At 45.5% G+C, this 22,553-nt stretch carries 19 protein-coding genes, 1 tRNA gene and 1 pseudogene; 13 read left to right on the top strand and 8 right to left on the bottom strand.

Annotated elements, in window-relative coordinates:
* Window positions 1-82: 82 nt before the first annotated feature.
* A tRNA-Lys gene (locus ACU52_RS09510) sits at window positions 83-155 on the bottom strand.
* 416 nt (window positions 156-571) lie between these two features.
* On the opposite strand from ACU52_RS09510, the gene ACU52_RS09515 reads away from it, so the two are divergent.
* The gene (locus ACU52_RS09515) at window positions 572-1,990 is read left to right on the top strand and encodes a glycoside hydrolase family 28 protein (protein ID WP_021854776.1); all 1,419 of its coding nucleotides are present in this window, start codon (window positions 572-574) and stop codon (window positions 1,988-1,990) included.
* A gap of 429 nt (window positions 1,991-2,419) precedes the next feature.
* Here ACU52_RS09515 and ACU52_RS09520 read toward each other — a convergent pair whose 3' ends face one another.
* A complete protein-coding gene (locus tag ACU52_RS09520; RefSeq protein ID WP_082335238.1) occupies window positions 2,420-3,820 on the bottom strand; it encodes an undecaprenyl-phosphate glucose phosphotransferase in 1,401 nt (466 codons plus the stop codon).
* A gap of 236 nt (window positions 3,821-4,056) precedes the next feature.
* Here ACU52_RS09520 and ACU52_RS09530 point away from each other — a divergent pair, with 236 nt between their 5' ends.
* Entirely contained in the window at window positions 4,057-5,400 is a 1,344-nt protein-coding gene (locus ACU52_RS09530) for an NAD(P)-dependent oxidoreductase (protein WP_021854780.1), read from the top strand.
* A gap of 154 nt (window positions 5,401-5,554) precedes the next feature.
* On the opposite strand, the gene ACU52_RS09535 is transcribed toward ACU52_RS09530, so the two are convergent.
* The gene (locus ACU52_RS09535; RefSeq protein WP_053398676.1) at window positions 5,555-6,001 is read right to left on the bottom strand and encodes a DUF4186 domain-containing protein; all 447 of its coding nucleotides are present in this window, start codon (window positions 5,999-6,001) and stop codon (window positions 5,555-5,557) included.
* 300 nt (window positions 6,002-6,301) lie between these two features.
* Here ACU52_RS09535 and ACU52_RS09540 point away from each other — a divergent pair, with 300 nt between their 5' ends.
* Window positions 6,302-7,177, top strand: coding sequence for a mechanosensitive ion channel family protein (locus tag ACU52_RS09540; RefSeq protein WP_021854783.1), 876 nt, complete (start codon window positions 6,302-6,304; stop codon window positions 7,175-7,177).
* Window positions 7,178-7,477: 300 nt separating this feature from the next.
* Here the strand turns inward: ACU52_RS09540 and ACU52_RS09545 are convergent, their stop codons facing one another.
* Entirely contained in the window at window positions 7,478-7,660 is a 183-nt protein-coding gene (locus tag ACU52_RS09545; protein WP_053398644.1) for a hypothetical protein, read from the bottom strand.
* 176 nt (window positions 7,661-7,836) lie between these two features.
* On the opposite strand from ACU52_RS09545, the gene ACU52_RS09550 reads away from it, so the two are divergent.
* The 3 genes from ACU52_RS09550 to ftsH all read left to right on the top strand — a co-directional run bounded on the left by ACU52_RS09550 (window position 7,837) and on the right by ftsH (window position 13,067).
* Entirely contained in the window at window positions 7,837-8,232 is a 396-nt protein-coding gene (locus ACU52_RS09550) for a MarR family winged helix-turn-helix transcriptional regulator (RefSeq protein WP_053398645.1), read from the top strand.
* 15 nt (window positions 8,233-8,247) lie between these two features.
* On the top strand, window positions 8,248-10,704 hold the full coding sequence (locus ACU52_RS09555; RefSeq protein WP_053398646.1) for an FAD-dependent oxidoreductase: 2,457 nt from the start codon (window positions 8,248-8,250) through the stop codon (window positions 10,702-10,704).
* 494 nt (window positions 10,705-11,198) lie between these two features.
* A complete protein-coding gene (ftsH, locus tag ACU52_RS09560; RefSeq protein WP_053398647.1) occupies window positions 11,199-13,067 on the top strand; it encodes an ATP-dependent zinc metalloprotease FtsH in 1,869 nt (622 codons plus the stop codon).
* A 6-nt stretch (window positions 13,068-13,073) separates the two neighbouring features.
* On the opposite strand, the gene ACU52_RS09565 is transcribed toward ftsH, so the two are convergent.
* On the bottom strand, window positions 13,074-13,907 hold the full coding sequence (locus ACU52_RS09565) for an AraC family transcriptional regulator (protein WP_053398648.1): 834 nt from the start codon (window positions 13,905-13,907) through the stop codon (window positions 13,074-13,076).
* A gap of 371 nt (window positions 13,908-14,278) precedes the next feature.
* Between ACU52_RS09565 and ACU52_RS09570 the strand changes: the two genes are divergently transcribed.
* Both ACU52_RS09570 and ACU52_RS09575 read left to right on the top strand, forming a co-directional pair.
* Window positions 14,279-15,316, top strand: coding sequence for a sugar kinase (locus tag ACU52_RS09570; RefSeq protein ID WP_053398649.1), 1,038 nt, complete (start codon window positions 14,279-14,281; stop codon window positions 15,314-15,316).
* Window positions 15,317-15,704: 388 nt separating this feature from the next.
* On the top strand, window positions 15,705-16,319 hold the full coding sequence (locus tag ACU52_RS09575) for a TetR/AcrR family transcriptional regulator (protein WP_053398650.1): 615 nt from the start codon (window positions 15,705-15,707) through the stop codon (window positions 16,317-16,319).
* Window positions 16,320-16,817: 498 nt separating this feature from the next.
* On the opposite strand, the gene fucP is transcribed toward ACU52_RS09575, so the two are convergent.
* From fucP to ACU52_RS09590, 3 genes are all read right to left on the bottom strand, one after another.
* On the bottom strand, window positions 16,818-18,134 hold the full coding sequence (gene fucP / locus ACU52_RS09580; RefSeq protein ID WP_021854792.1) for an L-fucose:H+ symporter permease: 1,317 nt from the start codon (window positions 18,132-18,134) through the stop codon (window positions 16,818-16,820).
* Window positions 18,135-18,497: 363 nt separating this feature from the next.
* A complete protein-coding gene (locus ACU52_RS09585; RefSeq protein ID WP_053398651.1) occupies window positions 18,498-19,175 on the bottom strand; it encodes an AlkZ-related protein in 678 nt (225 codons plus the stop codon).
* Entirely contained in the window at window positions 19,172-19,888 is a 717-nt protein-coding gene (locus ACU52_RS09590) for a DUF169 domain-containing protein (RefSeq protein WP_053398677.1), read from the bottom strand. The genes ACU52_RS09585 and ACU52_RS09590 overlap by 4 nt, the downstream gene beginning before the upstream one ends.
* 271 nt (window positions 19,889-20,159) lie before the next feature.
* Here ACU52_RS09590 and ACU52_RS09595 point away from each other — a divergent pair, with 271 nt between their 5' ends.
* The 5 genes and pseudogenes from ACU52_RS09595 to ACU52_RS09610 all read left to right on the top strand — a co-directional run bounded on the left by ACU52_RS09595 (window position 20,160) and on the right by ACU52_RS09610 (window position 22,486).
* Window positions 20,160-20,597, top strand: a complete 438-nt coding sequence (locus tag ACU52_RS09595) for a hypothetical protein (RefSeq protein ID WP_053398652.1) — start codon at window positions 20,160-20,162, stop codon at window positions 20,595-20,597.
* A gap of 21 nt (window positions 20,598-20,618) precedes the next feature.
* Window positions 20,619-21,044, top strand: coding sequence for a DUF2867 domain-containing protein (locus ACU52_RS14770; RefSeq protein WP_082335239.1), 426 nt, complete (start codon window positions 20,619-20,621; stop codon window positions 21,042-21,044).
* Window positions 21,017-21,257 (top strand): annotated as a pseudogene (locus ACU52_RS09600) (TraQ conjugal transfer family protein); the annotation flags it as partial. The gene ACU52_RS14770 and the pseudogene ACU52_RS09600, both read left to right, overlap by 28 nt.
* Before the next feature lie 106 nt (window positions 21,258-21,363).
* Window positions 21,364-21,762, top strand: a complete 399-nt coding sequence (locus tag ACU52_RS09605) for a hypothetical protein (protein ID WP_053398653.1) — start codon at window positions 21,364-21,366, stop codon at window positions 21,760-21,762.
* A complete protein-coding gene (locus tag ACU52_RS09610; protein ID WP_053398654.1) occupies window positions 21,755-22,486 on the top strand; it encodes a hypothetical protein in 732 nt (243 codons plus the stop codon). Before ACU52_RS09605 ends, ACU52_RS09610 begins: the two co-directional genes overlap by 8 nt.
* Window positions 22,487-22,553 lie beyond the last annotated feature (67 nt).

The following is a 22,553-nucleotide window of genomic DNA, read 5'->3' on the forward strand; positions in this document are numbered from 1 at the left end:
ACTATTTATCGGATTAGCCGTTTTTAAACAAAAACACAATATGCACAAACAAAAAAAAGAGACACTCGAAAGTGTCTCTTTGTACGCCTGCAGGGGCTCGAACCCTGGACCCTCTGATTAAGAGTCAGATGCTCTACCAACTGAGCTACAAGCGCGTCCCTAACAACTGATTGGTGTTTGTTTCTCAATTGCGAGTGCAAAGGTAGGCATTATTTTTGTTACCACCAAATTTTTCAGCAACTTTTTTTACAAAAATTTTATTTTTGCCCAAAATCTCCCTATTTTGCCCATAATTTACCCGTAAAAACACATGGACAATATTTTATGTAAAATTTAAAAACACATAAAATTATCATGTTAGAATATTTATTATTTGGAAATGTCTCCAACTTGCATTACATTTGCAAAAAATTTACCGCAAACTATAAAAATAATCAAACGACATCAACGTATATACATAATTATTTGAACAGCCCATACATGAACGGGGACAAAACACCCGGACATGAACATATTAAATAAATTGGAATATTAAATACTAAAGTAAAAATAAACTTATTAACTAATCAAAATGAAAAAAGTTTTATCTCTATGCGTAGCATTTATGCTTGCATTAAACTTTGCCCAGGCAAGTGACTACGACACTTATTACCAAAACCTTCCGGTTGAAATGCCTAAAGCAACTGCACCGGTCATACCGGCAAACACCGTTAATCTTAAAGACTTCGGAGGCGTAGGAGACGGCGTAACTCTTAATACAGAAGCTTTCAGAAAAGCAATAAGCGCACTGAACAAGCAGGGAGGAGGCCATCTTGTGGTGCCTGCCGGAATATGGCTGACGGGAATGATTTCGCTTAAGGACAACATTGATCTGCACATAGAGAAAAACGCCATAATAATGGCTTCACCCGAAAAGAGTCTGTTTATAAAAGAAGAAAACGGCAAGAAAGACGACAAATGCACTCCACTGATAAGCGCAAGCAAGCGTAAGAACATCAGCATAACCGGCGAAGGCGTAATCGACGGCAACGGCGCATTCTGGCGTCCTGTAAAGCGTTCTAAAGTAAGCGACGCCGAGTGGAAAGAGTTTCTCTATATGGGAGGCACAGAGACAGAAGGAGGCAAACTGTGGTTTCCGTTCAACCTCAAGCATTACGAAAACATAGCAGCCACACCCGAGGCACAGGAAAAGATGCGCACACACCTCATCAGAATAACTGACTGCGAGAATGTGCTCGTAAAAGACGTTACACTTCAGAACTCGCCCAAATTCCACCTCATCCCTACACGCTGCAACAACGTGATAGTTGACAACGTTACAATAAGATGCCCGTGGAACGCCCAGAACGGCGACGCTCTCGACATCAGCAGCTGCAAGAATGTCCTGATTGTCAACAACACCATCGACGCCGGAGACGACGGAATATGCATGAAGGCGGGAGCCGGAGAGTCTGGTCTCAAATATGGACCATGTGAGAACATTCTCATTGAGAACAATGCGGTGTTCCATGCTCATGGCGGTTTTGTCATAGGCTCCGAATTCACCGGAGGCATAAAGAACATTGTTGTACGCAACAACCGCTTCAGCGGCACTGACACAGGTCTGCGCTTCAAGAGCGGCATAGGACGCGGCGGAAAGGTTGAAGGGCTGTATATCAGCGACATCTTCATGACGGACATCAAAGATGAAGCCATTGTATTTGAGTGCACTTATATCGACAAGAAATACAGCGTAAAAGAAGACAAGGCTGAAACAGCCACCTACACCGACGCACCTTTTGCACCTGACTTTGGAGACATACATATATCAAACGTCGTATGCCGAAACACAAAAACAGCCATTTCGGCACACGGACTACCGGGCTTGAAGTGCGTACATGACGTTACAATAGACAACTGTACATTCTTCTACACGAAAAAAGATAAGGACTTTGACAATAACGTTGACGTAAAAATCACGAACACAAAGTTCCTTACCTATGATAAATAATAAATAGAGGGTTAAATTTTGCAAGGGAGAAAGCGGTGTAAAAACTGTTTTCTCCTTTTTTATTAACGCAGATCTGCTAAAAATGTAAGCACCAAGATTAAGCAGGAAACGACAACAGTACTATTATTTCGGAATTATATCTCCATACGCAAAAAACAATCACAGAAAGACAACCATAAAACATGATAATCAAGAATATGGACACAGCGTCATAGCTACAATCAGGTATAATTTATCCAAACGCATTATCCCTCATCTCCAAACAAGAAAAATCCGCGAGAAGGACGCCACTGCTCCACAGACAAACGAATTTATCACATCTATCATAAAATCAAGATACATCTAATACTTCAACAACAAACGGGGATGCGTCCCAAATCGACATCCCCGTTTATATATAGCCTAAATGCAATCAGCACTACTATCCTTCTAATAAGCCTTTTCATCACCATGAATGGCATCAGAAACGGTTTTTAATATTATCTGAATATCGAGCCAGAAACTCCAGTGCTCAATATACCAAATATCCTTTTCCACACGACGCTTCATGTCATCCACAGTCTTTGTCTCTCCCCTCTCACCATGAGTCTGAGCCCATCCTGTTATACCGGGCTTTACGTAATGGCGTATCATATAGTCTGATATAAGTTGGGAATAATAGTCGGTGTGAGCAAGCATATGCGGACGCGGACCGACAATGCTCATGTTTCCTTTAAGTACATTTATAAACTGAGGCAGCTCATCAATGTTGGTATGACGCATCAGCAAGCCCCATTTAGTCACTCTCGGGTCATCCTTGACAGCCTGTACTTTATCAGAATCCTTGTTTACCTTCATGCTCCTGAACTTATAGCACACGAAGTCCTTTCCGTCATATCCGGTACGTTTCTGCTTAAAGAACAACGGTCCGGGCATCGTTATCTTTGACACTATCGCCACAATTATCAATATTATCGGGAACAATGTGCATATAAACAGCAGCGAAACCACAAAGTCGAATACACGTTTCTGTATCCTGTTGCGCATATCCTTCAGCGGTTCGTTATACTGCGACATGACATAAATGTCGCCAAACTCCATAACCTTCGCACTGCGGAATTCTCCGTAAGATATGGTAGGCACATAATATGTTCTGATCATATGCTTTTCACAAAGCCTCATCAGAGCCTTATATTCTTTCAGTTTATCCGGCATTACGCCGATATAGAGTTCGTCAACATGATTATTCTCTATAAAAGGCAGCAGTTCGCTCTCCTCTCCCAGATAAGCAAGTTCCTCACCTGTAGAGCTGTTTGTCATTGAGTCAGAATCTGTTTTGATAAAATATCCCAAAAGATTGTATCCGTTCCAGACGTTAGTCATCACGTCAGCAATTTTCTGTTCCATTTGTCCTGTACCAAGTATTATGGTATCAACTCTGTTCCGGCCAACACTTCGCTTATGCTTAATGTATGTTCTAAGTAAAAGTCGCTCAATACTTGTAACAAGAAAAACAAGTAGAGATATTTCGATACAATAAGCAAGCCCCGGTACGGAAAATCCCATGATACCCAACACTGCCGCATACAGCACTATGAATATAGCTGATGTACGTGAAGTATTGCTGAGCACTTTTGCCGGCTGAGCCTGTCTGTGATGCAGGCTTATGGTAACAATCTGCAATGCAACAACATATGAGACATTTGCCATTAACAAATCAGCCACAAATTCTCCGCTCGTATCTGCTCCTGAAAACAGCGTGAACAACAAGAATACTACATTAAATGTAAGCCAGTCGATAACTGACAAGAGAATACCTAATTTAAATGTTTTGTCAAATGCAGAGATCATAGTCTAATATTGTTTTTATATAAAATATACGTCTTTCGCCGATTTACACAACCACCATATAAGACGCAAATAAATAATATTTACCAAAAAAATTGCACGCAAAGATACTAAATTTTATTTTGTAAAAACATTTTATGATGACTTTTTTCATTTTCGTCACACTATTTTTTTATTTAAGTCAAAAATTACACTATCTTTGCAAATAATTTTACAATACTCAAACTACTTTAAAGCAAATGGAAGAACAAAAAGAGTTATTTCACGAGGTAAACGAGAGCTATACCATGCTCGAAGCCATAAACGAAGCCAAGCGCTGTCTTCACTGCAAAGTTCCGCAGTGCAAGAAAGGATGCCCCATAAGCCACGACATTCCCGACTGGATTCACGAGCTTTCGAAAGGTAATCTCGGTAACGCCATGAAGATAATCAACGACAAGAGTAACCTGCCGGCTGTATGCGGACGTGTATGCCCGCACGAGAAGCAGTGCGAGGGACATTGCGTACTGAGCAAGAAAGGACAGGCGATACATATTGGCAAGCTGGAAAGATTCATAGCCGACTTCGACGGCGGCATGGGCCTGATACGCGAGAACCTGCAGCCAAAGACACGCGGACGCATAGCCGTAATCGGTTCTGGACCAGCCGGACTTACCATTGCCGGCGACCTGGCACGCAAAGGTTTCAACGTTGAGATATTCGAGATGGAACCCGAACCAGGCGGCGTTCTCATGTTCGGCATCCCTGAATACCGACTGCCGAAGGAGATAGTAAGACGCGAAATCAAAAAGATTGAAGAACTTGGAGTGGTGTTCCACTGCAACACCACTGTTGGAACCGACATAAACATCGACCAGCTCTTTGAACGTGGCTTCGACGCCATATTCATGGGCACTGGTACAGTAAAGCCGAAGAAACCGGATATTCCCGGACGAAACCTCAAAGGCGTACGTCAGGCTGTATACTTCTTAAGAAAGGTGAGTCTATACAACGAAGGAAACATTGCGCGCGAAGACGTGCCCATACAAGAAGGCGACCGTGTGTTTGTCATCGGCTGCGGCAACACAGCCATGGACGGTGCCCGCACGGCCATCCGCATGGGTGCAAAGGATGTCGAGATTGTTTATCACCGCACGGTGAACGAGATGAGCGCCCTTCGCTCCGAATACGAAGAAGCTGTCGAAGAGGGTGTCAAGTTTAACTGGCAGTCAAAGATTGTGGAGATTCTCGACAAGGACGGCATTCTCAACGGCGTAGTCATAGAGCACAACGGCGAGCGCCGCACAGAAAAGGCCGACAAGGTGCTCATGGCCATCGGCTCCGTGCCCGCCAGCCGCGTAGTGTCGACCACCAAGGGCATTGAGGTTGACGAAAGCGGATACGTGCTAACACGCGAGACTCCATGCGGAATGACGAGCCGCAAGGGTGTGTTTGCGGGAGGCGACGTTGTAAACCGCCCCTCGACCGTCGTACTTGCCATGCGCGACGCCAAAAACGTTGCCGACGGCATAGCTCAGTATGTAGACGCCATCAAGCTCCTCGAGGCAATAAACGCCAAGGACTGGGCCGGCGACAAGAACTAAGACAATAGTTAATGCCTTATAAGTTTTTTGAGGTTTAGGGATAACATCATGCAGACAGCCTGTCTGCACTTAAACGTTTCGTAGCGGAACGTTATATCGAAAATGACGGCATAAAGCACACCGCAGAAAATCTTCCGGTGTAGTCTTTATGCCGTTATAATTGTCTGGATATCCAGGTCAGCAGCAAAGCCACTACATACTCCTGCTCAGCGGCCTTAAGTTCACGCCCCGACTCAATGCCGTGCCATTTTGACAGGCAGCCCCGGCAGCAGCATCCTGTTGCGTGTTGTGCCACGAACACGGGATGTCCTTTCATCGGTGTCTGCTTTCCGTCGTTTGGTATAACGGCCGGTGCAAGTCTTTTTCTTATTATGTCAGCTGCATGCATGCCAATGCGCCCAAGTCCCTTCTCCGTTACATAATCCTTCATCTCATCATTCAGCCGGAAGCGCCGCCTGAAGTCCGACTTCGCCAACCGCCCGAACACTTCATCAAAATTGTATTTACTCAGGTCTATGGCCGGCATGCAAGGCTCAAAATCGTCATCGCCAAACAGACTTCCTTCCACAGGCTTTCTTCCATTATTAGTACGTTTTCTCATTTCAAATGTTTTTCTGCCGACAGCCATCTACATCACATTCTGCCGGCAAGCACAAAGATACGACAAAAAATCAGAATATCCTCTAACCTGCAAGACATAAAGCTACGCGAAATGGCCGTGCTGCATAAAATGTGTAAATAAAGGTAGCACATTTTATGCATATTATTTCATCTTTTATATTTTTATTTCTTATCTTTGCATATACCAAGCTTCAACATGCAGTCGGGGCCACATATCCGGCAGCAATGTGCAAAGGCTGGACATGACACATCATTATAAATAAAACTAAATCATAACGCCATGAATATCAATGAAATGCTAAACATGGAAGTCTTCGGACTGTCAATCCGCTGGATTGTCGTGTTCTTAATCAAGGGTTTCTTAATTTACGTGTTCGTGCGCATACTCAATGCGTTCATCAAGTATCTGTTCAACCGTTCGCAGAGAAAGCGCGGCCGCATTGTCTTCGACGAGACAAAGATAAGCTTTATACGCCAGATAATCACCACCGCCGTATACATCATAGGTGTGGCTGCATTTCTGTCGCTCATTCCGGGCATGGAGAAGGTCAGCAACTCAATCCTCGCCAGTGCCGGTATCATGGCCATGGCCGTCGGCCTTGCTTCTCAGGAGGCCTTGTCTAACATCGTAGGCGGACTGTTCATCATCTTTTCGCGTCCGTTTAAGGTGGGCGACTTTATCCAGGTTGACAACGTCATCGTTGGAACAGTCAAGGAGATTACGCTCCGCCATACGGTAATACAGAACGCCGAAAACCGCATGATTCTCATTCCGAACAACAAGATCAACTCAAGCACCATCGTCAATTCGTCTTATGGCGAAACCACCACGTGCTCTTTTATAGAAGTCGGCGTGTCTTACACCACTGACCTCGGCCATGCCATCGACGTGATGAGAGACGAGATTATGAAGCACCCGATGCTCATAGACCATCGCACCGACGAGGAGAAAGCCAACAATGTGCCGCAGGTTGTCATACGCGTTATCAATCTTGGCGACTCTGCCATAACGCTGCGTGCATGGGCGTGGGCGTCTACCACGGGCAACGCCTTTGCCATGAAGTGCGACCTGCTGAGGGCTATCAAGGAGCGTTTCGACGTCGAGAAGATAGAGATTCCGTATCCTTACTATAACCAGATTATCATGAAGGCATAATGGCCATGCCCTTGCGGTATGATGCGGACAAGACGCGCCGCACCAGTAGGCAATCAAACAAATAAAATTTTTCTTTAAAAACTCATAACTCGTCACATTCGTATGTAAGTCATTTATTTTCAAACACATACAGTGTGACGAGTTGTTTTTCCAACTCATCACACAACTCTTCTTCCTGCCTTATTTCTGATATGTATCCTTTTGCATCCTGAAAGACGGCATATTACAATGCAAAAGGACACCTTTCACAATCCGTTTTGCGGTCTTTCATCCGTGGCGTCGTTTTCATAGCCATTATACCTATTCATGCAGCCTAATGCATAACCTTCGTCCATGCTCATATCCGCATGCCTCAAGCATCTTTATGCCCAGCTTCTGCTGACTTGAACGCACAACACAATTGCCTGCCCTACTGCTCACTGGCAATATCACCGCATGGCTCATGACATACACACGTCCGCCTATTACAGATTTATTTTCCATTGGAAAGTGTTAAAAGACAGGCCTTTTAGCAAATAAATGTTACAAAACAAATTATTTTCTATCGGAAATTATCTTTATAACAAACAAATATCTATATTTGCAATGTTTTCCAATGGAAATAATATAAGGATTAAAAAATCTTTCACCATAATATGTAACGGCAAAATAATATCGACATGAACAACAACTGCATCTGCAAGATAAGAAAGATATACCGCTGTATAAGCGAGTTTGAACTACAGCTACAGAAGGCCTTCGGCCTCAACTTCAACGAGGCCATGCTGCTCTGCGTGCTGTCTGAAAAAGAGAAGATGCTTTCGGGCGAGATAGCCGACGAACTTCAACTCTCGCGCTCAAACGCATCCAAGGTGATTGCATCGCTCGAGAAGGAGGCTTACATAAGGCGCAACGTGTGCCCACACGACAGCCGCTGCATGAGTTTCCACCTCACCAAGAAGGGCCGCGAACTTATCGACCGCATACACTGCTCGCAGTTTTCGCTGCCCGAAGAGCTGCGCCTGATAGCCGAAAGCATGACCGAAAAAGAAATAACAACAAACAATAATAATTAAAACAAGCACACTGACATGAGACACATCATCATTGGCGGAGTTGCCGGTGGAGCCACCGCAGCCGCACGCATTCGCAGGGCCGACGAAAAGGCCGAGATAATATTGGTTGAAAAGGGGCCGCACATTTCATATGCCAACTGCGGACTGCCCTACTACATCGGCGGCACTATTGCCGACAAGAACAAGCTGTTTGTGCAGACACCCGAGTCGTTCGGACGCCGCTTCAACGTCGACGTGCGCGTCAACACCGAGGCCATAAGCATCGACACTAAGGCCAAGACCGTAACGCTGCGCCGCCCCGACGGCTCTGTTATTGACGAGCATTACGACCGCCTGCTGCTCTCGCCCGGCTCGTCGCCCGTCAGACCTCCGTTCCCCGGCATCGACACCGAGGGCATATTCACCCTGCGCAACGTTGAAGACACATTCCGCATAAAAGACTATCTTACGCAGCACAGCGTAAAGAGCGCCGTTGTTGTAGGCGGAGGATTCATCGGACTCGAGATGGCAGAGAATCTCAGTCATGCCGGTGCCCGCGTGTCTATTGTCGAGATGGCTCCGCAGGTAATGGCACCGGTCGACTTCAGCATAGCTTCTCATGTCCACCGCGAACTGCTCAGTCAGGGTGTTTCGCTTCATCTCAACACAGCCGTTGAGCGCTTCGAGAAGGACAACGGACGCATACGCGTGTTCTTCAAGTCGGGCAAGAGCATTGTAACCGACCTCGTGCTGCTCTCCATCGGCGTAAGCCCCAATACGGCGCTTGCCAAGAGTGCCGGCATAGAGCTTGGCGCGCGTGGCATCAAGGTAGACAAATATCTCGAGACATCGGCCAAGGGCGTATATGCCGTAGGCGATGCCATAGAATATCCGCATCCAGAATATGGCGAGCCGTGGCTCAACTATCTTGCCGGACCGGCTAACCGTCAGGGACGCATCGTGGCCGACAACATGGTGTTTAGCAATACAACCGAATATGAAGGAGCCATCGGTACGTCTATTGCTAAAGTGTTTGATGTAGTTGTAGGTTCTACGGGCCTTCCTGCAAAGCGCCTGAAGCAACTCGGCATCAAATATCAGAGCAGCACTACAACAAGCATGTCTCATGCCGAATATTACCCCGGTGCGTTCTTCATCACCACCAAGCTCACCTTCAATCCTGAAGACGGCACGCTCTACGGCGCGCAGTGCGTAGGACACGAAGGCGTAGACAAGCGCATCGACCAGCTGGCCATAATCATCAAACACAAGGGCACCATCTACGACCTTATCCGCCTTGAGCAGGCTTATGCTCCTCCGTTCTCGTCGGCCAAGGATCCGATAGCCATTGCTGGCTACACCGCCGCCAACATCATATCCGGCAAGATGCCTGTTATCTACTGGCGCGACATCGACGGTCTCGACCGCAGCAAGGTTCAGATTATCGACACCCGTACACCTTCCGAATTCAGCCTCGGCACAATCAGCGGGGCCGTCAACATTCCCGTAGACGACATCCGCGAGCGCATGGGCGAGATAGACAAGAGCAAGCCCGTAGTAACGTTCTGCGCCGTAGGTCTCAGAGGCTACATCGCCGCACGCATACTTATGGCCAACGGCTACGAAGTGCGCAACCTTTCGGGCGGCTACAAGACTTATCAGCTGGCCACACAAGACCTTCAGTGTGCCGACGGCAACGATGACAACGACGATTCTTCTTGTTCGTGCAGTTGCACTCCGGGCAGTCAATGCAGCGACAGCCGTGCAACGCTTACCATTGATGCCTGCGGACTGCAGTGCCCCGGTCCGATACTTAAGCTGAAACAGGCCACCGACGACATGCAGCCCGGTGAGACTATAGAGGTAAAGGCCACCGACCCCGGTTTCCCGTCAGACGCAAAGGCGTGGTGTAAGTCAACGGGCAACGCCTTCCTTTCGGCTTCGTGCACCGACGGCTGTCACACCGTCCTCATCAGGAAGCAGCAAGCTGACGACAAGCCTGCCGCCGCATGCGCTCCTGCCGGCAAGAACAAGACCCTTATATGCTTCAGCGATAACCTCGACCGCGCCATAGCCACATTCATTCTTGCCAACGGCGCAGCCGCCACAGGCAGCAAAGTGTCTATCTTCTTCACCTTCTGGGGCCTCAACGTCATAAAGAAGAAGCACGGCCCGGCCGTAAAGAAGACTCTCACCGAGAAGATGTTTGCCCACATGCTCCCCAAGAGCAGCAACAGTCTTGCCCTGTCAAAGATGAACATGATGGGCATGGGCAGCAAAATGATACGCGGAATAATGAAAAAGAAGAATATCGACTCACTCGAGTCGCTCATCCGTCAGGCAATGGACAACGGCGTCGAGTTTATAGCATGCCAGATGACAATGGACATGATGGGCATAAAGAAGGAGGAACTGCTCGACGGCGTAACCGTGGGCGGCGTAGCCTCTTACATGCAGAAGGCTGAAGAAGCAGGCGTCAACCTCTTCATCTAGACATAACAACAGCATCCGGGGCCACGCCGGCCGTAGCCCTGAATGCACTGTAACATCATATCATCCGAAGCTAACAGCACAAGGCAACATGCCTCAGCCACGTCCGGCTCTGTCAGCTTCGGATTTTTTATGTCATCAAGACATGCCTTATAACCTAACAACGTCGGCCATATGTCCGCATTTGTCTTACTTTTAAAAGTACATTTATATTCTCAACACACTCTCTGTTTTCTATTTTCATCTTGCCATTTACCACTTATCTAAACAACCCGACACAGTTTCGAGAAAACAGGCTGCAAAACATTCCACATAAAACTACAATCCTTATTGATTCCAATATCTGGTTTTGGTTTAACACTCAACAAATTCCAGACATACATCAACAAACCTTCATACGCCTCATTTATGTGAAATATTGCACATTTTTTATTCTTTTCCGGTAACGGTTCATGCAGCGCATGTATTTATCTTTGCAACCGGAAAAAACAGTTTTTATGAAGAAGACAAACACTCAGAACCAGAAAAAGACAAATCCATACTACGGACTTCTGTGGGGCTTTCTGCTTGTGCTGTTTCTCAACGGCCTTATATTCCCTAAATTCGGACGTGGCCGCATAATCGAAACCGACTACGGCACTTTTGTCGGAAAGGTGGACAGCGGAAAGGTGAAGGACGTTATGATTAAGAGCAGCCACATCTACTTCACGGCGAAAGAAACCGACGGCAAGACAATAACTTATCAGACAGGTGAGATTAACGACCCAAAATTGGTAGACAGGCTGCTGTCTGCCAAGAGTCCTAACAAGTCGGGCAAGATTTCTTTCAATGAAATTATACCTCAGGAAAACTCCCCTCTGCTCAACTTCCTGCTCATGTGGATTCTCCCCGGCATCATATTCTATCTCATATGGCGACAGGCCGCCAGAAGCATCAGAAGCAGGATGGGCGACGGCGGCAACTTCATGTCGTTCGGCAACGGAGGAGCCAAGATATATGCCGATGCTGACATAAAGACAACTTTCGCTGATGTTGCCGGACAAGACGAGGCAAAAGACACTCTGAAGGAAATCGTCGATTTTCTTCATAATCCGCGTAAATATGTCGAAATCGGAGCATCGCTGCCCAAAGGAGCGCTGCTTGTAGGACCTCCCGGAACAGGCAAGACACTCATAGCACGTGCTGTGGCCGGTGAGGCAAAAGTGCCTTTCTTCGCCATATCCGGATCAGAGTTTGTTCAGATGTTCGTAGGCATGGGTGCAGCAAAGGTGCGAGATCTGTTCAAGCAGGCCAACGAGAAGGCACCATGCATAATATTCATTGACGAGATTGACGCTATAGGAAAAAGACGCGACAGCGGTTTCTCGAGCAACGACGAGCGCGAACAGACTCTCAACCAGCTGCTTACGGAAATGGACGGATTCGACGGAAAGCGGGGTGTGGTAATCCTTGCTGCCACCAACAGGCCCGAAACTCTCGACAAGGCGCTGCTGCGTCCGGGCCGCTTCGACCGGCGCATACAGATGGAATTGCCCGACCTTGAAGGCAGGAAGGCCATACTTAAGGTGCATCTGGCTAATGTAAGACACGAGGAAATAGACCTCGACATTGTTGCAAGAGCCACTGCCGGCTCGTCAGGTGCCGAACTGGCAAACATCGTCAACGAGGCTGCACTGCGTGCCGTGCGCATGGGCCGCAAGCGTGTAACAACGTCTGATCTTGAAGAAAGCGTAGAAACAGTAATTGCCGGAGCACAGAAGAAGAACAAGGTGATATCTGCCGACGAAAAGAAAATCATAGCTTATCATGAAATAGGACATGCGCTGGTGGCTGCAATGCAGACAAACTCGGCTCCGGTTCACAAAATAACGATAATACCGCGCACGTCGGGCGCCCTGGGCTACACTATGCAGGTAGATGAAGGCGAACAGGTGCTGCTGAGCAAAGAAAACATATTCAACCGCATCGTGACGCTCACCGGAGGACGTGCTGCCGAGGAAACAGTCATGAATACCGTCACAACAGGTGCGTCTAACGACATTGAGCAAGCTACGAAACTGGCCCGTGCCATGGTTACCCGATACGGAATGAGCAACCAATATGACATGATGGCGCTCGAAACCGTCAGCAACGCATATCTTGGCGGCGACTCTTCGCTGACATGTTCGGCTGATACGGCAGCCGAAATAGACCGCGAGGTGCTGAAACTGATTAAGAAAGCCCATCAAAAGGCAAAAGAAATAATAACCGGCAACATGACAATAATGCACGAGGCTGCTGGCTTCCTGATAGAAAAAGAAACCATAACGGGCGACGAATTCATGCAAATTGTCAGAAAGCATACAAACGCCAAGAAACTGCAATAATCATAATTAGTCTTTCCTGTACGCCAAAGGAGTTGTCAGCGTGTGCTGCCTGAAAAACCTGACAAATGAAGACGGACTTGCAAAATGCAGTTTTTCTGATATCTGCTGTATTGTCATTTCCGTTGTACACAGATAGCGTTTGGCCTCGGCCAGTACAATCTCGTTTATCCATTTCTGTACGGAACACCCGCTGACGCTCCTTACGGCAACAGAAAGATACTTTGGACTTACACATAGCTTGTCGGCATAAAAAGCCACGCTACGTTCTGATTCGAAATGGCTGAAAAGCAGTTCAAAGAAGTTTCCTGCCAAAGCTTCTTGTCTCGACAGCGTTTTCTTTATGTCATGGCCGCTGCCTTCAAAGAGATCAGACAATATCAGTGCTGCCGAGCATACCAGCGACATCATTATGTCTTCGCCCTTGCCCGCAGTATAGTCATGCCTCATCATAATGTCGCACAGCGCCCCGAGATCAGCGGTCCACTCTCCACCGTCGACACAGGGATTTGACGCCGTGTTCCTCAATGAGTCAAAATTAGGCGACAACGGCAATTTACAGACAATGTCAATAGGAACAAAAATCAGTCTTACGTCGATATCTGCTGAATATGACACGGCTGAGAACAAATGCTTTGGCAAAACGGCAAACACCTTGCCGGGCACCACATCAAACACTGTTCCGTTTATCCTCACCGACGCCTCGCCCCGAAGGCAGACGCCGAAAATAAAGCCGTCGAACAGCAAGGCCTGCCTCTCACAGTCCTCAGCAAAGACCTCATTAAGTCCCAGAACAGAACATTCTCTATGGCTTAAGCTGTCGTTCTGAATTATTATCTCCATAAACAAAAAATTATAGTCAACTGTCTGCCTGTCTATACCCTGCAAAAATACAAAGAATAACGATAACCGCAGAAATTATTTACTTAACAAAAAATAATGGCTGTTTTATTGTCCGGCTATAAGAAACTAACTTACGTCGCCCTTCATTCCGCATAATCCGCCTTATGGGCAGAGGGCTTTCTAAAAGCATTTTGTCATAAATATTCTAAACATTCACATTATTTTCACATTCATCCGCTATGGCAACAAACAAAAATAGCTATCTTTACATCTTGAAAACAGCAGTCTGCTTTTTAGACAAACGTGCAAAGAGATAAACAAACTACAACACCACTTGCCTGAAGAAACAGACAGGACAAACAAAAATTGACATGAGACAGAAAATAGTTACGTTTGGTGAAATTATGCTGCGCATGACACGTCCGGAGAAGCTGCGCATCATACAGGGAAGCACATGGGACGGATATTTCGGAGGCAGCGAGGCCAATGTTGCCGTGTCGCTGGCCATGCTAGGCGATGATGTCGAATATGTTACACGCCTGCCCGACAACAAATTAGGTCAGGCTTGCCTTAACGAACTCAGAAAATACAACGTAGGCACTCGCTTTGTAACCCGCGGCGGCATACGTCTCGGCACCTACTATTATGAGAATGCGGCAGCCATGCGCGGCTCGAGCGTAGTTTACGACCGTGCCGACTCGTCAATGACCACCGTTGCCAAAGGCACAATCAACTGGGCTGACGCATTTGCCGATGCATCCGTCTTCCATTGGTCGGGCATATCCTGCGCCCTGTCACAAAGCGCTGCCGACGTTACCGAAGAGGCCGTGTGCGAAGCAGAAAGACAGGGCCTTGCAATATCTTTCGACATAAACTACCGCAAGAATCTGTGGAAATACGGCAAGAGCGCTCACGACATTCTGCTGCCGCTGGCCAAGAAATGCGACATAATGTTCGGCACCGAAGGCGAATGGCAACTTCTCACGGGCATCACTCCGCCGAAATTTACTGCCACGTCGCCAGCTTTCACCTTCGACATCCAAAGCCATAAAGAGTTTTTCAGCAAGGCAAAAGACATGTTCCCCAAGTGCCGCAAGATGATTCTTGCCCTGCGCAACACCCTTTCGGCCAACCATCACATACTGTCAGGCGTTCTCTGGTCAGACGGCAACATCTATCCTGCACGCATCTACGACATAGACAACGTCATCGACCCTATGGGTGCAGGCGACGCCTTCATAGCCGCATACATTCATGCCCTGCTGAAGTTTGGCGACGACAGCCCGAAGGACATCAACTTCGCCCTCACCGCATCTGCCATCAAGAACAGCATACCCGGCGACTTCAACCTCACCACCGAGGAGGAAATAACAGAAGTGTACGAGAATGCAGGAAAAAGCATCGGATAAATAAGAACGGAGCATAACAGAGAGGTTCTGACAGGACATATACCTGACGGCAGGTTTGCCTGCATAAAAGGAATTGTATAACAATCCTGTTATCCACATCACGAATATGCCGCCTATTTAGCACATGCAAAAGGCCTGAAATATAAAAGCATACCTTTTGCATTGTAATTTGCCGTCTTTTAGCTCATAAAAAGCGGCAAATTGCACGCTAAAAGGGCATGTTTTACAACGGCGTCGTTAAGTATCTGATAATAAGACAAATAGCATACATGCAACAATGCATGGCCAAAGACATTCCTTATCGGCCATTTGCTCCATAAAAAGCATCACAACATACAGCTGAAAAGTAAAAAATATTGTATCTTCGCAGCTGAAAACAAAAACGATTATGATAACAAACCGCGAAGAAGTGATAGACAAGGCTTTTAGGGTTTTCCTGAAAATGAACTACGAAAAGGCAAGCATCAGCACACTGGCGAAGGCTTGCGGACTTGCAAAGACCGGAATAGTGTATTATTTTCCGCATAAACTTGACCTGTTTGTTGCCGTGGCCGACAAGTTCTTCATACAACTGCAGAACCCCGTAAACAAGTTTGACCAGCCGGCAGACACACTGGCGGAATTTATAGATCAGTATGTGGCTGGAGTGTCGAAGGCAATGAACGGAATTGTAAGTCTTGTGAACGACGGCAACAACCCATACGACTGCTGCCCGAACTTCTATTATATCCACTTTCTTTCGCAGGTCCGCATGTATTATCCCGGCATAAGACAGAAGATTGAAGACATCTTCAGCAAGGACTATGAGATGTGGTCAACGGTGATACAGAGGTCTAAGGACAAGGGCGAGATAAGGAGCGACGTGGACGTTACGACAACGGCACGGATGTTCAGGCAGGTATTCTACGGCATATCATACGAACACGCCTTCCTTAACGGCCTCGACACCAATGAACTTAAAGAAAACTTCAAATATCTGTATTCGCTGCTGACACGAAAGTGAAAGCCCCACCAAACCTCCCCCGTGGGGAGGCTTTTGTTTCTCGGTAGTTAGAGTAGTTAAAGGAGCATTTTCTAAGTGAAAAGTGAAGAGTGAAAAATCCAAATGCTTTGAGGACTTCTGTCGCAAGCACTACGTTGCTATTGTGCCGGCTGATTTGCAATCTGCCGGTAGATATTATCAGGATTTTCAATCCGCTTAAAATACCGCATGTTTAAATGAAGTCTACATGATGTAATAGCAAATAGGAAGTAATCGGATTAAAAAATCCTTATACTCACTTCCGGCGGAGCACAGATCCGCCGGCACAATAGCAAACGTAGTGCGTCTTACGAAAGTGAAAAGTTAAAAGTGAAAAACGAAAATCCAAATGTATTGTGGTTTCTACTTGTAGCACTATGCAATTGGATTTTTCACTCTTCACTTTTAATTTTTCATTTCCGTCAGACGTTTTTCACTTTTAATTTTTAGTTGTTAATTGCGCATTGTTTTTTTCTGTTTTTACGAACGAGAAGCGATGCGCGAATAAGAGCGCACGCCATACCATATTATCACGAGGAAACAGATTAGCGGCAGCACAAACGACACGTTGACAGCCGGCAACCCCATAACATATCCCTGATCGATGATAAGAGCCTGCAACGGAGGCAGAACGCTTCCGCCAAGTATGGCCATGATAAGTCCGGCGGCACCAAACTTGGCCGACTCGCCCAATCCATATAAGGCTATTCCGTAGATCGTGGGGAACATCAGTGACATGCAGGCAGAAACGCCGACAAGACAGTAAAGACCATAGATGTTCTGCATGAATATCACTCCTATAAGCAGAAATACAGCCACCACGGCCAACGTGGCAAGCATGGCGCCGGCATTGAAGAACTTTAGGAAGAACGTGCAGATGAAGCGGCTGCAGCAGAAGATTACCATGGCTATGATGTTGTAATGCTGCGACATCACCTCGGCGTCTTTCTCCGACATACCTGTCTGCATGAGCAGATGAGTACCATACTGTATGATAAACGTCCAGCACATAATCTGCGCACCGACATAAAAGAACTGGGCTATCACTCCCTCACGATAATGAGGCAGGCGGAAGATGTGCCTGATGGTAGACATGAAGTTGCCGTCCTGCTTCTCTGCGTTTTTCGGCATGCGCACAATCATCAGCAGAAAGACCATAAAGAGAATCACCACGCCTATTATCACGTAAGGCTGTATGAGAATGCTCAGGTCGGAGTCTCTCACCACGGCATACTCGGCCTCGCTGAGCTGCTCGCGTGCATCGGAGTCAAGCGGATTGAGGCGCGCCTGAATGAAGTTCATTGCTACATACATACCCAGCAGCGACCCGATGGGATTGAACGACTGGGCAAGGTTAAGACGCCTTGTAGCCGTCTCTTCGGTGCCCATCGACAAAATGTAAGGGTTGCAGCTCGTCTCAAGGAACGACAGGCCGCAGGTAAGTATGAAGTAGGCCAGCAGGAACGAATAATAGCAGCCTGTGTACTTGGCCGGGAAGAACATAAACGCGCCTACGGCATAAAGCAGCAGCCCCATGAGCACGCCTGCCTTATAAGAATATTTGCGTATGAAGATGGCAGCGGGAAATGCCATTGCAAAATAGCCGCCATAGAAGGCCACCTGAACCAGAGCGCCGTCAGTGACGCTCATTCTGAATATCTTTGAAAAGGCCTTTACCATCGGGTTTGTTATGTCGTTGGCAAAGCCCCACAGGGCAAAACATGACGTAATCAGTATGAACGGAACAACATAGCTTATCCCGTCTTTCTTCAAAAGATGTTGTTTTTCGGTTTTCATATTAGTTACAATGTTTAAGCATATATCTGTCCGAAGGTCGTGCAGGGCGACGGTCGGCCTTGTTGGCATCAAAGGCATTTAATCACAGTCATTACCGCTCAGATGTATGAAGCCGCCATACATCTGAGCATGTGCATGCAGCCTGATGAATGCATCTTTCGCCATCAACACTTGTGTTCTCATATTTTTTGTCGTCAGTAGCATGTTTCGTGCATGCGCAATGCAAATGTACAATAATTTACGCTACAGACAAAATCATGACTGCGTTTTGTTCACTTTTAGCTGATACATGACGCCGCCTGGCAACATAAGCAGGATAAGCTACGGAGAGCATACAGCCCCGGCAGACGCATTCGGCAGATGTCATGACTTTATCCCGAGCAGACTGTTATAAGTCTTTTCAGGCATATACGGCAATATTTTTCTGAAATGATCAAGCAGCCTATCGTATGACTCCTGTGGTGTGCGGTCAGGGCTACATGCCTCTCGCCCAAACAGACTTTCGGGCGTTGTCAGCAGCGACCATCCCCAACCATATTCACGCCCATGTCTGTCGCGCGGATAGATAAAGTCTTCGGTTACAATATAGCAGCCCATTTCCAGTCGTGTCAAGTAGGCATCGAAACGGCTGCGCATCTTCGGCCCCGTAAATCCGCATGCAGCGCGCAGTTCGCGTGTGATAAGGCTCCCTTCGCTTTTCAGCGTGGCGAGAACGGCCTCCTCTACGCTACCCTCCTCGGGATAAGGATAAAGGCTGCGGCGATAATTGCAGAAGTCAGGCCACCACTCACTGCTTACGAACGCGGCTTTATGCTTGAAGAACTTGCCATAGGCGCAACGGCTCTCACGCAGCACAGAGCCTTTCCACTCCCACAAAGGCCATTCCCATCCTCCGTCAGGCAGGCGTGTGTACTGACATTCTTCGTCTACAGCATCTTCTGCCGACCAGCCGTCAATGCCCATGCGGAGCAAAGGCAGAAAACCTATATCGTTGATATAGTCGACAAGTTCCGGACAGGTGTGTATAAGCTCTTGTCTCATTTCCCAATCTCCCCGTTAATACGTTTTCTTACTATCAAGCATGCTTTCTGAAATAGCGCCGACTGCTCCATCGTCTGCATCATTTCATTAAAGCGGTGCATCGGAATAACAAATGTCAGTTCGTTGGCAGGAACAAGCGGACGGGCTGACGGGTCTAACATTCCGATAAAGCAGCTGCGCCCCTGTTTTCTGTTCTCATTTACGGCAAATGTCACTATGCTGCAGCATCCTGAAGCAAAGCGTGTGCATACGGCATCGTCGGCATCATTGTCGTAGAAAGCCCAGCTGCACAAGCCTGAAAGCACATCGGGTGTGGCAAAAAACAGTATGCCTTCTGCGTCATCTAAAGAAGCGAGCTTATCCATACGCACAAAGTTGAGATACGGCTTTTCTGTCAGACTGATACCCAGACGGCTAACATACGTCTTAACCTGTTCGGGCGTCTGCTTATAGTGTTCCTGTTCCGAAACAAAGCGCGGTATGCGTTCCTGCATCGGTGCAAACCGTGTATACAGACTTCCGCCGCCACACAGCACATTGTCAACGCTCAACGTCAGCGCCTGACCGTCGCACACCTTGCGTATCGCCCCAATCATGCAGCGCGGTATCTTCCTTATCTTCTCAACAGGCGTGTCACTATATCCAAAGGCCACAGGCAACGGTACGCCATCGCCAAACGCCTCTCTGTATCTCTGCAAGAATTTCTGTATCATAAGCATCAAACATTAACTCTCCCCAAAGTTATAAGTTTAATGCGAAATTTGATAAGTGAAAGGCAAAAAAGATGCAAGAAAGTAATATATTTTGCTATTGCGAATAACAGCTTCGCGACTCAGAAAAGACTAAAGGAATAGAATATGCAAGTTCAAAGGTTAATCAAAAGATAAATTTTATATTAAAACGGACAATGTAAAAATACTTCTATCAACTTATCCATTTATTATTTCATTTTCGTACCTTTGTATCCTTACTTACGTTATCATCATGGAATTGTCTGATTGGTTTAAAGGATTTGAAAAAGGATTAGCCCGGCTATCAACTGAACAGCGAAAGGCCTTTTTTGCAGAATGCGGAAGCAACTGTGTTAAATGTGGTACACTGCAAGTTTATAAAGATCTATATGACAGCGCAAGTGGCGATATAGACCTTTTCTTTCATAATGCAGACAAATTGCCGGGAGTTAAATGTGAAACAATTGAGAAAGGTGCAGCCTACTATTTGTATTTCACAGAATGTACTTGTGCGCTTCACAAAAAAGGTTATGTATCAACGCCTTTGCTTTGCGAATGTTCAAGGCAAAGCATCCTTTATGTTCTACATACATTATGGAACAACAAAACCTTCTCTGTAACGCTTTGCGGCTCGATTCTGCAAGGAGAGCAGAATTGCAAAATTAAAATTGAAGTAAAAGAACAAGTCTGAAACTCACAAATTAAAACGATAATGGAAGCTGATTATACTGACTCTTATACGGCAATAGTAAAAAATTCTCATAGAATAAATGCTAAAGAATTATTTAACCTAATGTTTGTTCATCACCCTAAACCTATACAATATTTACTCAAGCTGCGCGACCAAATGGTAAAACCTTTTGGTATTAAAAGAAGTGGCGGATTCACAGAGTTAATAAAAGAAGAGGACGAAGATAAACTAATCTTTGGAAAATCCGACAAACATTTAGACTTTCATGTATTGTTGCAATGCGATACTCCCGATACACTGAAAAACTCTCAACTCATTAGAATAACGACATTTGTAAAATATCATAATTCTTTAGGCAAAATATATTTCTTTGTCATCCGTCCTTTCCACATCTTTATTTGCAAATGGCTATTGAAACGGGCAACTGCCAGCCTACAAACTACCTGATACGCTATTTTTTGGCTTACAGCAAAGAAAAACAGGAAATGGATAACGGTACAATGTTCCTACCCAATGACCTGTACCCGCTGGAGAAAGAAACGTTCCGGATCTACTACACATCGGCATCGACCGACCTGCAAACGATAGACATATATAATATCGACTGTTTCGGGCAGGTACCAACTTTCGTTCTCGTTTAATAATGATAACTGTATATGAAGAATAGCATCAAAAAATTCCTAAATGTTTTGTACTTAAGACTCTTTTTTATAACTTCGCAACATCATATAAAATATTAGAAACGTATTTATTAGATAATTCATGAATGAAAATAGAATTTGATATATCCGACGATAAAATTGTCAACTTTAGCTTAGGAGCTAGAAATGAACTTGTACATCAATCCCAGCGTATTGTTAGTGATATTGTGGACGAGGCTAGTCGTATAGAAGCTAGTCGGCGTATTTATGATACCAGTTCAGAAGTTACACAATCAAATGTAAAAGAGGCTGCCAATCAGCCACGAATGATGGTTGTAAAGAAAAAAACATTGTGGACTAAAGTTGTCCAAATAGCATCATTTATATCATCTATAATTATGGGTAGTTTACTTGATACGGATAAATTTAAAGATACTAACCATGTAACATGGTTCATTATAATGACATTTATTGCTATTGGGACAACTATATATTTGACTTTTAATCAGGATAATAATGGATAATATACAGAATAAACTTACAGACGCAGCAAAATCGGCTCTTAATCAGTCTGTGCAAGAAATAACAGAAATGATATTAGAAAAAGCAAAACAGAATGCTTGTTCTCATAAGACCGAAGATGAAATATCTTTACATGATATATTGAAAGCGAAACAAGAAATATTATCAAATAAACATTCTGAAATCACAAAAGAATATCGTAGACGAAGAATATATTTGATGATTTCTATGATGGGAATGGTATATGCCGTTTTTGGTATTATGTTCTATATTTATCAGAACAACACGTATGATATTACCAAAGACATTGGACTTGTAATTGCGGCATTAGGAACATTTATGACTATAATAGGGTTTATCTATGCTCAATTAACAAATACAAAGAGCCAAGAAATAATTGTCAGAACTGATATAGCAGACAATAATAGTTTGGAATTTGAAATTGTTAGGAAGTGGCGTACTATCGAACAATTAAGTACAACACTGATGTTAAAAGATGGGATTCCTAGCGACAGAGCAAAGTCTATAAATTTTATAGTGGAATTTCTTTCTCAACAATTGGTTAATGTTATCAACATTCTTGATTTAAAAGAGTTGTTAATCGCAAGAAATGCCATTGTTCACAAAGGTAAAACTTTTTCCAAATCAGAATTGGAAGAAAATTTATTAGTTGCTAATAAAATTATAATTGAATTAGAGAAAAGAATACATTTAAAGACACTATAAAATATTTTGGACCGTGTCATTTATATGTATTAAAAGAACAATAAGTCATATTATTAAAAGGGGACTT

The sequence above is a fragment of the Xylanibacter rarus genome (genome assembly GCF_001275135.1).
Lineage (GTDB): Bacteria > Bacteroidota > Bacteroidia > Bacteroidales > Bacteroidaceae > Prevotella > Prevotella rara.